Source organism: Paenibacillus sp. SYP-B3998 (assembly GCF_010820665.1).
Lineage (GTDB): Bacteria > Bacillota > Bacilli > Paenibacillales > NBRC-103111 > Paenibacillus_E.
In genome coordinates, this window is sequence record NZ_JAAIKC010000018.1 from 13374 (window position 1) to 28084 (window position 14711).

Consider the following 14711-nt stretch of genomic DNA (forward strand, 5'->3'; position numbering starts at 1 on the left):
TCCCACCTCCAACCCATTATGCTCGCTTACTTGCAACTATATGGGCTGTGAGACAAGAACATGCATATCCATTTCTTACTTTAAACAAAAGAAAAAGGCCACCGGATAAGTCCGACAGCCTGCCCTGCTTCATTTCTATTTCACCTTTCAATCCCAACTACGGAACCTTCACTACAAAAGGTACAATCAGCACTTTACCGTCCCGTTGAAATTCACCCCAAATTTTATAAATGCCACTCTTAGGGAACTTCGTCATGAACTTAGCCTCCGGCCCCGTTGTCTTCTCGTCAGTCGGATGCACATGTAAATACTGCACCGTATTCGCATCTAGAATAACAACGTGTCCAACCGCACCTAAATACGGCTGAAGATTCTTAACCGGAGCTTGTGTAACCGCATCCTTGAATGTATAGGCGAGGTTTATATCCATTCCCGCCATCAGATGATCCATAGCAAGCGTCACCTCTGTGCCATCCACTGTTTTTGTAAGCTTGCCATCTGGCTGTAATTCTATAGTGGCTGGCGTATCGCCTTGCACCGTAAGGGAATTGCTTTTGACCACATTCCCTTTCCCGCTTGGTATAATATCGGCGAACAAACGATAATTGCCACCGGCAGGAAACAGGGTTGTAATCGTGAAGAGCCCGCTTCCTTTGTACTCAGGATGAATATGCTTGAAGAAGGAGAGATCCTTGTTCACGACGATCAAATGCATCTTCTTCTCATGATTAAGATCGAAGTTTTCAATCGACTTCCCGTCTTTATCAAGAATTTGTATCGTCACAGGCGTGTCTTGGTTCGCTTTCGCCTGTTCCGAAGACGCCAATTTGAAAACAGCCTGTACGCCGTCGCCCGCAGCAGCATCACCGTGCCCGCTATGACCAGCATGCTCTTGCCCCATCGCAGTAGGGGTAACCGCAGGAACAAGCGCAGCCGATTTTCCGCAAGCACTAAGTAGGAATACCACTGTTATCAGCAGGAGGCTCCTTTTTTTCATTATTGAATCACGTCATAACCCTGCTCTTCGATTGCCTCTTTAATCGCACCGACACTCAACTTGGTTTCGTCGAACTGCACTTCAACCTCTTTGCTGGCTAAGTTCACTTTCCCAGTTGCACCTAACTCTTTCACCGCTTTCTCAACGGAGTTTACACAGTGATTACAAGTCATGCCTTCAACTTTCAAAATAATATTGGACATTCTATATCGCTCCTTTTCCTAATTAAAGTTATTTCATTAACGTATTCATCGTTTTGAGAAGCTCATCCACGACGTCCATATCGCCTTCTTGTATGCGTTCGACCACGCAGCTCTTCAAATGGCCGGCAAGCAGTAATTTGCCTACGCCATTCAGCGCGGATTGTATCGCTGCGATTTGATGAAGGACGTCGTCACAATACGTATCCTTCTCAATAAGTCCCTTCACACCTCTTACTTGACCTTCAATACGATTGAGGCGTTTAACTAAATCAGACTTCAACTTATCCGAGTGGTGACTCTTTCGCTCTTGATCATCAGAATGACAGCGGTTTTCTTGGGTTTCCATTTCCATAGGAGAACTCCTTCTACGAAGCTTTTTACTTTCATCATACCCCCACACCGTATATTGTCAAGGTGGGAAAACGTGTCACTCACGGTTTCATTCTTTGCAGTCTAAGCGCGTTGAGCACAACCGAAACGGAACTTAAAGCCATAGCAGCGCCTGCTACCCAAGGAGCAAGCAAGCCCAAGGCAGCGATAGGAATGCCTAACGTGTTATAACCTAATGCCCAGAACAAATTCTGCTTAATGTTCCGCATCGTCCTTCTGCTCATTAGGATGGCATCTGGAATGCTGTTCAAATCGCCACGCATGAGTGTAACATCCGCAGCTTCCATCGCCACATCCGTTCCTGTACCTATGGCCATCCCGATATCTGCCATCGCCAGTGCAGGCGCATCGTTGATTCCATCACCCACCATGGCAACTCGCAAGCCTTGCGCCTGCAGCTTCTTTACTTCCTCCGCTTTCCCTTCAGGGAGAACCTCTGCCAGTACGCGATCAATGCCGACTTGGCTGGCAATCGCCTCTGCTGTGCGCTGATTATCCCCCGTCATCATCATGACTTGAATGCCCATTTCGTGTAGGCGAGTGATTGCTGCTTTAGAGGTTTCTTTAATCGTATCTGCTACTGCCACCATTCCAGCATAGCTTCCTTCGATGGCAACAAGCATCACGGTTTTGCCTTCAAGCTCTAGCTGAGTCATATGCGCTAAAGCAGCTTTGACATGGATATCAGACATCGCCATCAATTTCCGTGTACCTACGATCACCTCCCTTCCTTCTACGACTGCACGTATACCAAAGCCAGGTATGGCTTCAAATTGCTTGGATTCCGGCAAAGAAATACCTCTGTTACGAATGCCTTCAACGATAGCATCCGCTAACGGATGCTCTGAATTTCGTTCAGCTGAGCCCACATATTTCAGAAACAAGGTTTCATCTAGCACTGTTTGAACGTCCGTCAACTCTGGTTTGCCTTTGGTCACAGTACCCGTTTTATCAAGTAAGACAATATCAACCCGATGAGTAGACTCTAAGTGCTCCCCGCCTTTGAATAAAATGCCTAGCTCAGCAGCGCGGCCAGAACCAGCCATAATCGAAGTCGGTGTCGCTAAACCGAGCGCGCATGGACAAGCAATAACAAGGATGGCAATCGCCTTTTCCAAAGCGTTCGCGAAATCTCCGGGAGTGACCCAGAAGTACCACACTACAAAGGCAATAAGAGCTATACCGACTACAATTGGCACGAACACGCCAGAAATGATGTCCGCAATCCGCTGAATGGGCGCTTTCGATCCTTGCGCTTCCTCGACAACCTTAATAATTTGCGCCAATGCGGTATCTCTGCCCACTTTAGTCGCCTGCACTTTAAGCACGCCATTCTTGTTCACTGTAGCGCCAATAACGGCATCGCCTGCGCGTTTTTCCACAGGAAGGCTTTCACCTGTCAGCATGGACTCATCTACCGAGGAGAGACCATCTATTACATTCCCATCCACAGGTACTTTCTCTCCAGGCTTTACAAGGACTACATCGCTGACTACAACATTCTCCAAAGGGATGCTCAGCTCTTGGTCGTCTCGGATGACGATCGCTGTTTTGGCTTGCAAACCCATTAATGTTTTAATTGCCTCGGAAGTCCTTCCCTTAGCCAAAGATTCAAACAGTTTGCCTAGTAAAACCAAAGTAATTAACACCGCGCTCGTTTCAAAATACATCTCAGGCGTGTGTTGATGCCCCGCTTGTGCAGCCCAAACAATGGTTAGATACAAGCTGTAAAAGTACACAGATGAAGTACCCATTGAAACTAAGACATCCATATTCGCACTTTTGTTACGAAGCGCTTTATACGCGGCTGTATAAAACTGTCCGCCTATATAGAATTGCACCGGCGTCGCTAATGCTAGCTGCACCCAAGGATTCATTAACAGCTCAGGGAGCCATACCCAAGAGGTAAAAGAAAAATGGCTGACCATCGCCCATAGCAAGGGAAAGGAGAGCACGATCGATATCCAGAGCTTCCGCTTCTGCTTCTTAATCTCCGTCGCTCGATGCTCCGCAGATTTGGTTTGCTCAGTCTTACGAACAGCCTCGTAACCTAACTTCGCTACCCTCATCTGCATGTCAGTCGGTGATACCTCTGCGGGATTATAAACGACACGTGCTGTTTCCATCGCCAAATTAACGGACGCTTCTGTAACGCCCGGCATTTTACTCAACCCTTTTTCGATTCTGGTTGCACATGCCGCGCATGTCATTCCAATTATATCAAAATCAATGGACTCTCTTACCGTACCATAACCAAGCTTGATGATCGTCTGTTCCATACGGTCACGGTTTACCTGGGTCGGATCAAAAGTAACAGCCGCCTTTTCCATCGCGAAATTCACATTCGCCTCAGTCACGCCTTCAAGCTTGCGAAGACCCTTTTCAATCCGAGCAGCACATGCTGCGCAAGTCATACCCGTTAGTTGAAAAGAAGTATGCTTTGTATCTGATTGAGCATCCATTTAACCATTCACCTCACCTAAAAACTTCATTTACTTTCGATATCTATATAGTATACCCCCCTACCCTATATTGTCAAGAGAGGTCTACTCACTATTTCCCATTTCTTCTCACTTTGCCATTTTCCCTTTTGTTTTATCATTTATAGACCTTTCATGGAGGTAACCTAAACAAAAAAACATCTCCTCACTCACAGCGCTTTGAAGCGCAATGCGAGTAACGACATGTTCTCTGGCGTTTTGAATTAAGCTCTGTTTTCGTTTTATTGTTGATTATCGATCAACCCCTCCCCTCTATAGGCGGTCAATTTCATTAAGATTTCTTTGATAAATCTTTCCCCATACAAATACTTTCTTTATTATTTACGTAGGGTTCATAATTTTCAATTTGTTCAAATCCTAATTTATTATATAGTGATATTGCCTCTGGGTTATTAATCCCGGTTTCCAATACTGCACCTATTTTCCCTGCTTCTAATGCCCATGCTTCAAGCTCCATTAGTATTGATTTGGCAATACCCTTTCCCCTTTTTTCTTCTTTTACATACATTCTTTTAATTTCGACTATCCTTTCATTTTCCGTAACTCTAAAACAACCACAACCAACAGCACCGTCATCCTCGTAAGCAACAATTACATATGCATCTAGTTTGACTACGTTGAAAGCAATAAAATTTTGTTGTGTTTCAGGATATCTATTCCACAAGTCTTTATCCAGTAGTTCGATTAGACTACAAAAATCAGGGTTTTCTGAAGAAGTTCTTTTTATACTAATCATCATTAACCTCCTTATTCATCCAGCCAATACACATATTTAGTCGTTACTGATACCATAAAGCCATTAACTAAGCAGTCCTAAAGCATTCAACTCGTCTTCCATCTCACGTCTTAGCAAAAGCCTGTCGCTCTCATCCATGAACGCGGCTTCCACACCATTCATAATGAGCTTCACCAACTCAGACTTCGTGAAACCGAATCGTTCCGTGAGTACGCGATATTCCTTCGTAATATTCGTATTCGAAACGCTGGGATTATCCGTATTGATCGTTATAATTAACCCTTGATCCAAATACTCTCTTATCGGATAATCATCCCAACCCGCCACTGCCTTCGTTTGAATATTGCTAATGGGGCACATTTCCAAAGGAATCCGGCGATCTTTGATCATTTCCATAATAGAGCTATTCTCCTTCAAACGCACACCATGCCCGATTCGAACGGCACCCAGATTCATAACAGCCTCGTAAACATTGCTAGCCCCTGCCGCTTCTCCCGCGTGAATCGTGATAGGAATTCCTAGTCGTTGGGATTCAGCAAATACCTCACGGAAAATTTCTGGTGGATACGAAGCTTCATCGCCTGCTAAATCGACGGCAACGACGCCTTTACCTACGAATTTCCCAGCAGCCTCAACTACTTCCTTATTCATCGCGCAGGCGTGATTTCTCATACAGATAGCAATCACACCCGCCCTTACGCCAAAATCCTGATACGCGCGCTTTAGTCCTTCAATTACGTGATGAATCGTCTCTTCAACGCTGAGCCCGTTGTTCCGATGAAGCTGGGGCGCGAAACGAACCTCTACATACTTACAGTTATGTTCGGCAGCTTGTTCAATAACTTCGTAAGCTACTCGTTCTAACGCTTCCGCAGATTGGAGGAACCGTATCGCAAAGTCGAATTTGCTTAAATATTCGGTAAGACTGCCGCACTCTTCGCCAACGCGCATATGCGGAATCAATCCGACCTTGTCATACACCGGAAGTTCAATGCCTTGACGAACAGCCAGCTCCAGAATCGTCTCAGGCTTCATGCTGCCATCCAAGTGCAAATGAAGATCAACTTTAGGTAATCGTGACAATACATCTTCCGTCCAAATGGTTTCCATCCTCCAGCTCCCCTCTTCCAAATCGGATAAGCAGCCATAAACAATTTTAATTACTTTAAAACAATGTTATTATTATGTCAATATATATAACACAATTTCTTCATTTTATTATATGTGTAATATTACATTACGTTAATATGACGTAATTGAACATTAAAAATTCCGCACAGCGATTACTCCTCCGCGCGGAATTCTTAGACAATCCTTATTTCAATTCACTTCGATGAATCGCCTTCAGAGCTTCTCGCACACTTAGCGGCGAAAGTTCCGTAGTCGCGACGAAAGCGCGAACCGCCTCGGCATCCGTCTTCGAGTACTCGCGAAGCGCCCAGCCAATCGCTTTGCGGATGAAAAACTCTTTGGAATCCGCCATGCGCCGAATACAGTCGAAGAGCAGCGGCACATCTGTCTTTTGCTTGTACTTGAGCTGAAATAGGATGGCTGTGCGCTGCAGCCACATATTATCAGAAACTAGCCACTTCTCCACAGAAGCTGGGATTAACTCTGGAAACTGCTGCAAATAGTAGCCAATCAAATGATCGGCGATAATATCCACAGTATCCCACCATGACTTCGTCACCACGAAGCCTTCAAGTACTTCAAGATGAGACTTCTCAAGTTCCTTGCGCAGCTTGACTAAGATCATCATGGCGGTATAAGCGAACTCTCGCTCCGGCAATTGCCATAATTCCTGAGCGATCTGAACGCCTTCGTCTGCCTTTGGGAATCCATGTTCTTTCCAAAACTGCTTCGTAAGGGCCACACGTTCTGGATTTTTAATCCCTAGGAATGGGAACTGATTGCGCATATACGCTTCCATGGAAGGCGCATAAGATGCGTTATGATGTTCGCGCAGCCACATTTCAAACTTGTCCGTGTAAGGTAATGACATGATAGCAAGCCTCCTTTTCGCCGAATACGCTAGGCCTTTATTGTAGCAATTCTACCCCAATTCGGGTATGCTTATAGCAGAATTTTCATAGATCGACTACTTTTCGGATCGGAGAGGACTACATGACTTACAAACTGGTAGCTGCTGATTTAGACGATACGCTGTTGCGCGACGACCTAACGATTTCACAAGAAACGATCGATGCGATGCATCAAGCTGTCGCCCAAGGTGTCACTGTAACGATCGCTACGGGAAGAAGCTTTCCCTCGGCTGCGAAAATTGCGAAGCAAATCGGGCTCAACGTGCCAATTATTACGTATCAAGGCGCCTTAATCAAAAATTTATTGGACGAGGAAGTACTCTATGAGCGAACTGTCCCTCTGGAGAGTGCCCGCTTTCTACTCGATTTCTGCGAGAAAAGAAATCTTCATCTTCAGCTATACCATGGTGATGAACTGTACGCCGCTGAGGATAACGACAAGATCAAAAATTACGTGCGTCTTTCCAAGACGCCTTATATCATAGGAGATCTGCGACAATGGATCGACATCCCGCAACCGAAGCTGCTTATCGTCGATCAACCTGAGGTTTGCGACCAACTGCGGGAAGAGCTCCTGCCTCTGCTCGGTGACAACATGCACATCACCAAGTCCAAACCGCACTATCTGGAATTCATGCACAAAGAAGGCACCAAAGGACATGCGATTGAGTTCCTCGCACAGCACATCGGCTGCAGTCTCGACGAAGTTATCGCGCTTGGCGATGCTTGGAATGACCGTGAAATGCTCGAAGTTGCAGGACTTGGCGTTGCCATGGATAATGCTTTGCCCGAGCTGAAAGCGTTGGCGAACTATGTAACAACGAGTAACAACGAGGATGGCGTACGCCACGTGATAGAGAAATTCATTCTAGAAAAGAACTAGCATAAAACGATCTCGATTCGCAAGTTAACCTTGCCATCGGATCGTTTTTCCATTTATAGTGTTAGCCGTAGAATGTCCGTCATAACATAGGGACATAGCAACCACTCTACAGCTACACTTTGGAGGTGTTTCCACATGGAAAATTTCCCATTAACACTACGCTCTCTTTTTGAACGTTCGCAATCCTTATTCCCAAAAAAGGAAGTTGTTTCGCGTACTAGCTCCGGCATCCACCGCTACACGTATGCGGATTTTGGGCGGAGAGCGAAGCAGCTGTCCAGCTCCTTACAGACTCTAGGCGTTAAAGCTGGGGATCGCATCGCTACTTTCGCGTGGAATCACCATTGGCATCTTGAGGCTTATTTCGCCATCCCCTGTATGGAAGCTGTCCTGCATACGGTTAACATACGGCTCCCAACTGAGCATATTGCCTACATTCTCAATCATGCGGAAGATCGCTTCCTACTCCTTGATGAATGCCTATTGCCCCTCATCGAAAAAATTCAAGATCAATTAACCACGATCGAAGGCTACATTCTGATAACGGATAAAAAGGAACTTCCGCCTACTTCTTTACATCCAATCTACTTATATGAGAACATGATAGAAAGCGGCGATCCTTCCTTTGAGTATGCATCAAATATAGATGAAAGCGCTCCCGCGGGGATGTGCTACACGTCCGCTACTACCGGTAATCCCAAGGGTGTCGTTTACTCGCACCGTGGCATTTATTTGCATTCGCTTGCCATTGGACTTGCCGATACGCTCGGTCTATCCGAACGGGATATCGTTATGCCCATCGTCCCGATGTTTCACGTCAATGCATGGGGTCTTCCCTTTGCCTCGGTTTGGTTCGGTAGCAAACAAGTACTTCCCGGGCCAGCGCCTACGCCCGATATATTGCTGCGTTTGATCGCTGACGAAAAGGTAACGATTGCAGCAGGCGTTCCCACCGTTTGGACTGCGTCACTCAAAGTCCAAGAAGCGCTGCAAGTGGATTTAACGAGTCTGCGCGCCGTGGTTTGCGGCGGTTCAGCTGCACCACGCAGTCTGATTGAAAGCTACGAGCAGCGGCTGAAAGTGCCCTTCTATCATGCATACGGTTTGACGGAAACGAGCCCGCTCGTCACCGTATCTCGCCTCAAGAGCTATCAAGAAGAGGCGCTTATGGATGAGCAGCTCACCACACGAGCCACACAAGGTTTGCTGGTACCAGGGCTTGATATGAGAATCGTTGGCCCACGAGGGGACGTTCAGTGGAACGGTCAAGAGATGGGCGAGATTTTGCTTCGCGGACCTTGGGTGGCGACGCAATATTACAAAGATGAGCGAACACAAGAATCGTTCCAAGATGGATGGTTTCATTCGGGAGATATCGCTGTAATTGACCAGGAAGGGTTCGTGAAGCTGGTCGACAGAGTGAAAGATTTGGTCAAAAGCGGCGGCGAATGGATTTCCTCGCTCGATTTGGAGAACGCTTTAATGGCCCACTCTAACGTATTCGAGGCTTGCGTCATCGGTGTTCCTCATCCGAAGTGGGATGAACGTCCTCTCGCTTTTGTTGTCCTCAAAGACGCCGCTCTGCAAGCAGGCGACAAAGATGATCTACTGAGCTTTCTTACGGACAAATTTACGAAGTGGTGGATTCCTGATGATGTTATTTTTCTTCATGAAATTCCGAGGTCGTCCGTGGGCAAATTTTTGAAACGCGAGCTTCGTGAGCAATACCACACTTATTTTACAGCAGACTAGACCCGCCATGAACAATCCAGAATTAGAAGGCTTTCGCTTTTATTCCCCAACAAAAGTGCGTTTCTGCGAAACGGATGCCAACGGATATCTGAGCCACGTCTCATCTGTCATTTAAATGGAACAAGTTGGCTGTGACAATATGAGCATTTCAACGATACACTCGTAATTTACATAAAAGTGAGCCGACTCGGTACCTCGTCGATTTAGCTGAACGTATTCAACAATTCGAGACAACGTTTGCCCAAAATCAAAACTCCCCAAACAAATAATTAATAATGGAATTCTCATGAAGGGTGTTGGCCTATGTTTGAGCAGACGCTTTTGAAAGATAAAGTCATTCTCATTACGGGGGGCGGCACGGGGCTTGGTCGTGCGATGGGGGAGAAATTTCTATCTCTAGGCGCCAAACTTGCGATCACAAGCCGCCGCGATGAAGTATTGGCCCAAGCTGCTGCCGAAATGAGCGGCGATGGCAAAGAAGTTTTCTACAAAAGCTGCGACGTTCGAGACCCTCTCCAAATTCAAGAGATGGTGAATGCCGTTGAACAGCACTATGGCCGTATTGACGTACTGATCAATAACGCGGCTGGCAACTTCGCCAGCCCAACAGAGAACCTCTCCCCGCGCGCCGTGGATGCCGTTCTAAACATAGTCCTACACGGCACGTTTTACACAACGCTGGAAGTTGGTAAAAGATGGATCGAGCAAGGTGTTGGGGGCACGATGCTCAATATCGTAACCTCCTATGCTTCGACGGGCTCCGCATTTGTAGTACCCTCGGCTGCGGCCAAGGCCGGCGTGCTCGCCCTAACGCGCTCGCTTGCCGTCGAGTGGGCGCGACACGGCATACGGCAAGTCGCCATCGCCCCAGGGCTATTCCCGACCGACGGTGCTTGGAGCCGATTGGCCCCTACACCTGAGCTGTCGGAGAAGCTGCTGAATCGCGTTCCGCTGCGACGGGTTGGAGAGAAGGAAGAGCTAGCCAACTTGGCCGCTTATCTCATTTCAGACTATGCCGCTTACATCAACGGCGAAGTTGTCACCATTGACGGCGGCGAATGGCTTCAAGGCGCCGGGCAATTCAACGATCTGCTCGAAGTAACCGATGAGCAGTGGATTGACCTCGCCGAAATGACACGCAAAGGTAAATCTTAAGTATAAGCAAAAAATCGCCAGTCCTTTCGGCTCTAAATAGAGTCCGGTGGATGGCGATTTTTTGTTTATTATAGATCGTCTTCTAACGCTCTACGATAACATCGGCGCTGAAGCTGCGGGAAGAATCATCCCAGTTCATCTTAACCAGCAGCCGATCTGCGCGGAACGAATAATAAGAAGACAAGTAAACCGAAACAGCATCAATAACTTGTTGTTGATTCAAATAGTGCTGTTTGCCATAGATTGAGCCTTTGGCCGAAAAGCCATGACGCTCCTCATAGGACACTTGAACATCATGAACGTTGTGAGGAGCACTTCCCTCTACGCGACCGTGATTGTCCTGCGAGGCAATAAAGACGTGAACGGAATCAAGAACATCTTGTTCATCGAGAAATAGATTCATCGTTTAGTAGCTCCTTCTTCTTCTGATTGATTGAACGACCTTCATCACGATAGCAATGACTGCAATGATCAGAATGATGTCAATCAACATCGAGAGAAACGAGAACGATTGGTTCACATAACCGCCACCAGCAGCAGGGTAAGAGCCTCCCCAAGGGTGAAGCATCGAGCCTAGGAACGTACCCGCAGCGAATGCTCCAACCATCGGCCACATGCTGCTGCCCATACGAGATCCAGTCGGAACCGTGTTTGAATACGTGCTTTTGTTATAATAGCTTTTTCCTGTATTCGGATTCACTGTACTTCCGTTCGTTACATTGGAGGAAGGACGTTGAAATCCTGTGCTGTTTGTCGCTCCGCCGCTTGTGCTGCCGCCATTGTTAGACATGTTCGGCACTGTCGACTTACTGGATGAGCCTCCGCTGAAGCCTGATGAGCTTCCGCTATCCGAAGTGCTTGGCGCTGTTTTGCTGCTCGAGCCTCCACTGAAATTAGAATTGGATTTGGATCCCGTAGAGAAGGAACCGGATCTGGACGAAGTGCTAGGCGAGCTACCCTTCGCGTCAGCGATGGAGATATTGGCTGTGTTGGCCAGCAATAAAACGGCCGTCATAATTGCAATTACTTTGGTTTTCATTTTGGTTTCCACCTTGTCTGTTTGTCGTATATGTATATATACGAAGTCACGAATCGATAAGTTTCAATAAATACAAACAAAGTCAGACAGCTTCACAGCTATCTGACTTTTCTTCCATATGTACAACAAAACAAGATCAAACTCAATCCGTTTTATTTTGAAACTGACGAATAAATTTCACAGCTTGGCGAATATCGGCCTCTGGATTGTTGCCGACCTCTCTTTCGATGGTCAAATAACCCGTATATCCGATATCTCTAAGTGCACGGAAATAAGCGCCGAACGGTACATTGCCCTCTCCAAGCGGCAATTCGGCGAAAGCATTACCTTCGGAGCCTGAGGCCATTTCAGCAATCTTATCATGGTCCATCCCCTCAAAGCCAAGGGCTCCGTAAACGAGACGCGGATCGATCTCACGATACCGAATCCCGTCTTTGACATGGGTATGCACGATGTATTCCTTCAATATATGCACTCCTTGCACTGGATCGTCACCGGTTACCATAATCATGTTCGCTGGATCGAAATTAACAGAAACGCCCTTCGTGCTTAGCGTGTCCAGAAAATTCCGCAAGTGTTCAGCCGTTTCCGGGCCTGTCTCGATGGCAAAAAATGCGCCTTTGCTATGCGCATATTGCCCGAGCTCCTCGCAAGCCTGCTGCATGCTTAAGTAAACCTCGCTCTGCGTGTCCTCCGGCACGATGCCAATATGCGTCGTTACAATGTTCGTACCGAGATCAAGAGCGAGGTCAAGAATGCGTTTGGATTTCTCGATTTTAGCAGGGTTCGCCGCCCTATCCTGAAAGCCATGGCCCCCTAAATCGCCGCACAGCGCAGAGATTTCAAGACCAAGCGAAGCGATATAGGCTTTAAGTTCCAGTCGATCCGCACTGGTCAAATGATCGGGGTCCATTTCCCCGCTGACGGCATAAATCTGCACGCCGTCGGCTCCCGCTTCCTTTGCTTTCTTCAAACCTTCTCTCACGCCTACACCGAAGCTATCGACGATAATACCGATTGGATTCGTTAAAGCCATCTGCTCTTCCCCCCATCTGTATCGGAATTAATTGAAGTGAATTTCGATACCTTTTTCGCTGGATTCATAAATGGCGCACAAGATTTTCGTCAGCTCCACACCGTCCTCGACAGGAGAAATGAGTTCTTTGCGGCCTAAGCATACATTGACAAAGTAGTCGATTTCATTACGAAAGCCGTCCATAAATTCAAAAGAGGGATGATCGATTTGAGGTGTAATGTTTAAGATGGTGTCATGCTTCTCACTCACGATGCAGAACTCAGGCTCAATCTCGGCCCCGCCTTGATCACCGAATATTTTCAAGGCGAATTCATTCTTCTTGGCATGCAGGGTGAAGCTGACATCCACCATCAGCGAAGCGCCATTCTCGAAGCGGATGAGCGCATTGGCCATATCCTCCACCGTGTTCTTAGAAGCATCATAATCAGCAGCTTTGTAAAAGGACAAGTTCTGGATATGCGAGCGATTGCCCAGCTTCGTATAGGTGTTCCCGCTGACGGACTTCACTTTCGGCCGTCCCATCAAGTACCAGCATAGATCAATGACGTGGATGCCGATGTCGAAAAGCGGGCCTCCGCCGGCGCGTTCCTTGTCGGCGAACCAGCCGCCAGGATTACCAAGTCGGCGCAAGTACGAAGCCTTGGCGTAATAAATCTCGCCAAGCTCGCCTGCATCAATGAAGCGTCGCAGCACCTGTGCGTTCGTGCCGTAGCGGCGAACGAAGCCAACCTGCAGCAGCTTTCCGCTGCGGCGAACGGCTTCTTCAACGCGCAGCGCTTCTTCAACGCTCGTGCAGAGCGGCTTCTCGCACAGCACATGCTTGCCCGCTTCCAATGCGGCAATGCTGAGCGCTCCGTGCGTGTTGTTCCACGTACAAATACTCACAGCATCAACTTCCGGATCGGCCAACATATCGCGATAATCCGTAAAAAAGGTCTTCGCGCCATGCTTCGCCGCCGCAGCACTTGCACGCTCAGCGTTCATATCCACGACCGCATAAAGCTCGACTTCAGGGTGCTCCGCATAAGAAGTTAAATGTGCATCGGAGATGGAACCAGCGCCAATAACAGCTACCTTCAATTTCGTCATCTGAGTAATCCTCCCTATCCTTTTACAGCGCCAGCCGTCATGCCCTTCATAATTTGTTCTTGGAACAATAAGAAGACAACAATTGTTGGCAGCACTGCAATCGCAAGCGCAGCCATCGTAAGTTCATAATCCGTCATATATCCCGTTGCAAATGCGGATAAACTAAGCGGAACCGTCTTAAGTGCAGGCTTACTAATAAAGACAAGAGCAAAAGCGAAATCATTCCAAAACCGCAAAAATCCTAATATAGCAACCGTCGAAAGCGCAGGCATACTAAGCGGAAGCATCATTTTGAAGAAAATGCCCCAGTATCCAGTTCCATCAATCAACGCGGCTTCCTCAATCTCTTTGGGAATCGTAACCAGGTAAGCAGCTATAACGAAAATGGCTAGTGGCAATTCGAAGGCTGTGTAAGGAAAAATAAGTGCGCCGTACGTATTCAAAATGCCGATTTTTTTCATTAAAATAAAGAGCGGCACTAGGGTACTATGAACAGGGATAAGCATCCCGAGCAAAAATAATCCCATAAAAAACGATTTCAAACGAAACTCAAAACGAGATAAAACAAACGCCGCAAGCGCACCGATAACCAATGTCAACACTAAGGCCGCTACGGTTACAACTGTTGAGTTCCAGAGGGAAAGCCCCATTCCGGATACCTTCCACGCCCTAACTAAGTTATCCCATTTCCAGATGGTTGGGAGTAAAAATGGACGGGAATAAAATTCTTCATTTGACTTAAAAGCACTAATAAACAACCAAATCAACGGATATAACGTGACCAACGCATAGAGGGTCAACAGGGAATTCGTTATCCCTTGCTTCCATCCTTTTGCTCTCTTGGTTCCAACGGGTAATTCCGTCTGCCTCAATACAGTCTGCTGCATA

15 protein-coding genes are annotated in these 14711 nt (G+C 47.1%); 3 read left to right on the top strand and 12 right to left on the bottom strand.

The genetic code is table 11. The features are described 5' to 3' along the window. Window positions 1–157 precede the first annotated feature (157 nt). The 7 genes from GK047_RS26225 to GK047_RS26255 form a co-directional block, all read right to left on the bottom strand. Window positions 158–997 carry a hypothetical protein gene (locus tag GK047_RS26225; protein WP_163953298.1) on the bottom strand — a complete coding sequence of 280 codons (840 nt, stop codon included), beginning with the start codon at window positions 995–997 and terminating at the stop codon, window positions 158–160. Further along, window positions 997–1200, bottom strand: coding sequence for a copper ion binding protein (locus GK047_RS26230; protein WP_163953300.1), 204 nt, complete (start codon window positions 1198–1200; stop codon window positions 997–999). The genes GK047_RS26225 and GK047_RS26230 overlap by 1 nt, the downstream gene beginning before the upstream one ends. A 28-nt stretch (window positions 1201–1228) precedes the next feature. After that, entirely contained in the window at window positions 1229–1552 is a 324-nt protein-coding gene (locus GK047_RS26235) for a metal-sensitive transcriptional regulator (protein ID WP_163953310.1), read from the bottom strand. Between the two features lie 79 nt (window positions 1553–1631). Continuing rightward, window positions 1632–4052 (bottom strand): heavy metal translocating P-type ATPase, encoded by a 2421-nt coding sequence (locus GK047_RS26240; RefSeq protein WP_163953312.1) that lies wholly within the window; start codon window positions 4050–4052, stop codon window positions 1632–1634. Between the two features lie 310 nt (window positions 4053–4362). After that, window positions 4363–4830, bottom strand: coding sequence for a GNAT family N-acetyltransferase (locus tag GK047_RS26245; RefSeq protein WP_205516996.1), 468 nt, complete (start codon window positions 4828–4830; stop codon window positions 4363–4365). Between the two features lie 60 nt (window positions 4831–4890). Next, window positions 4891–5937, bottom strand: a complete 1047-nt coding sequence (gene add, locus GK047_RS26250; protein ID WP_163953314.1) for an adenosine deaminase — start codon at window positions 5935–5937, stop codon at window positions 4891–4893. A 205-nt stretch (window positions 5938–6142) separates the two neighbouring features. Continuing rightward, a complete protein-coding gene (locus GK047_RS26255) occupies window positions 6143–6829 on the bottom strand; it encodes a DNA alkylation repair protein (RefSeq protein WP_205516997.1) in 687 nt (228 codons plus the stop codon). A 122-nt stretch (window positions 6830–6951) separates the two neighbouring features. Between GK047_RS26255 and GK047_RS26260 the strand changes: the two genes are divergently transcribed. The 3 genes from GK047_RS26260 (at window position 6952) to GK047_RS26270 (ending at window position 10659) form a co-directional block, all read left to right on the top strand. Further along, window positions 6952–7752 (top strand): Cof-type HAD-IIB family hydrolase, encoded by an 801-nt coding sequence (locus GK047_RS26260; protein ID WP_163953316.1) that lies wholly within the window; start codon window positions 6952–6954, stop codon window positions 7750–7752. A gap of 135 nt (window positions 7753–7887) precedes the next feature. Further along, window positions 7888–9504, top strand: a complete 1617-nt coding sequence (locus GK047_RS26265) for a long-chain fatty acid--CoA ligase (protein WP_163953318.1) — start codon at window positions 7888–7890, stop codon at window positions 9502–9504. 303 nt (window positions 9505–9807) lie between these two features. After that, window positions 9808–10659, top strand: a complete 852-nt coding sequence (locus tag GK047_RS26270; protein ID WP_163953320.1) for an SDR family oxidoreductase — start codon at window positions 9808–9810, stop codon at window positions 10657–10659. Window positions 10660–10741: 82 nt separating this feature from the next. Here GK047_RS26270 and GK047_RS26275 read toward each other — a convergent pair whose 3' ends face one another. The 5 genes from GK047_RS26275 to GK047_RS26295 form a co-directional block, all read right to left on the bottom strand. After that, the gene (locus tag GK047_RS26275; protein WP_163953322.1) at window positions 10742–11062 is read right to left on the bottom strand and encodes a DUF2653 family protein; all 321 of its coding nucleotides are present in this window, start codon (window positions 11060–11062) and stop codon (window positions 10742–10744) included. A gap of 3 nt (window positions 11063–11065) precedes the next feature. Further along, on the bottom strand, window positions 11066–11698 hold the full coding sequence (locus tag GK047_RS26280; RefSeq protein ID WP_163953324.1) for a hypothetical protein: 633 nt from the start codon (window positions 11696–11698) through the stop codon (window positions 11066–11068). A 142-nt stretch (window positions 11699–11840) separates the two neighbouring features. Next, complete coding sequence (locus GK047_RS26285; RefSeq protein WP_163953326.1) at window positions 11841–12734, bottom strand: sugar phosphate isomerase/epimerase family protein; 894 nt, start codon at window positions 12732–12734, stop codon at window positions 11841–11843. 27 nt (window positions 12735–12761) lie between these two features. Continuing rightward, window positions 12762–13823 (bottom strand): Gfo/Idh/MocA family protein, encoded by a 1062-nt coding sequence (locus GK047_RS26290; RefSeq protein ID WP_163953328.1) that lies wholly within the window; start codon window positions 13821–13823, stop codon window positions 12762–12764. A gap of 14 nt (window positions 13824–13837) precedes the next feature. After that, window positions 13838–14710 (bottom strand): carbohydrate ABC transporter permease, encoded by an 873-nt coding sequence (locus GK047_RS26295; protein ID WP_163953329.1) that lies wholly within the window; start codon window positions 14708–14710, stop codon window positions 13838–13840. Between the last annotated feature and the right edge of the window lies 1 nt (window position 14711).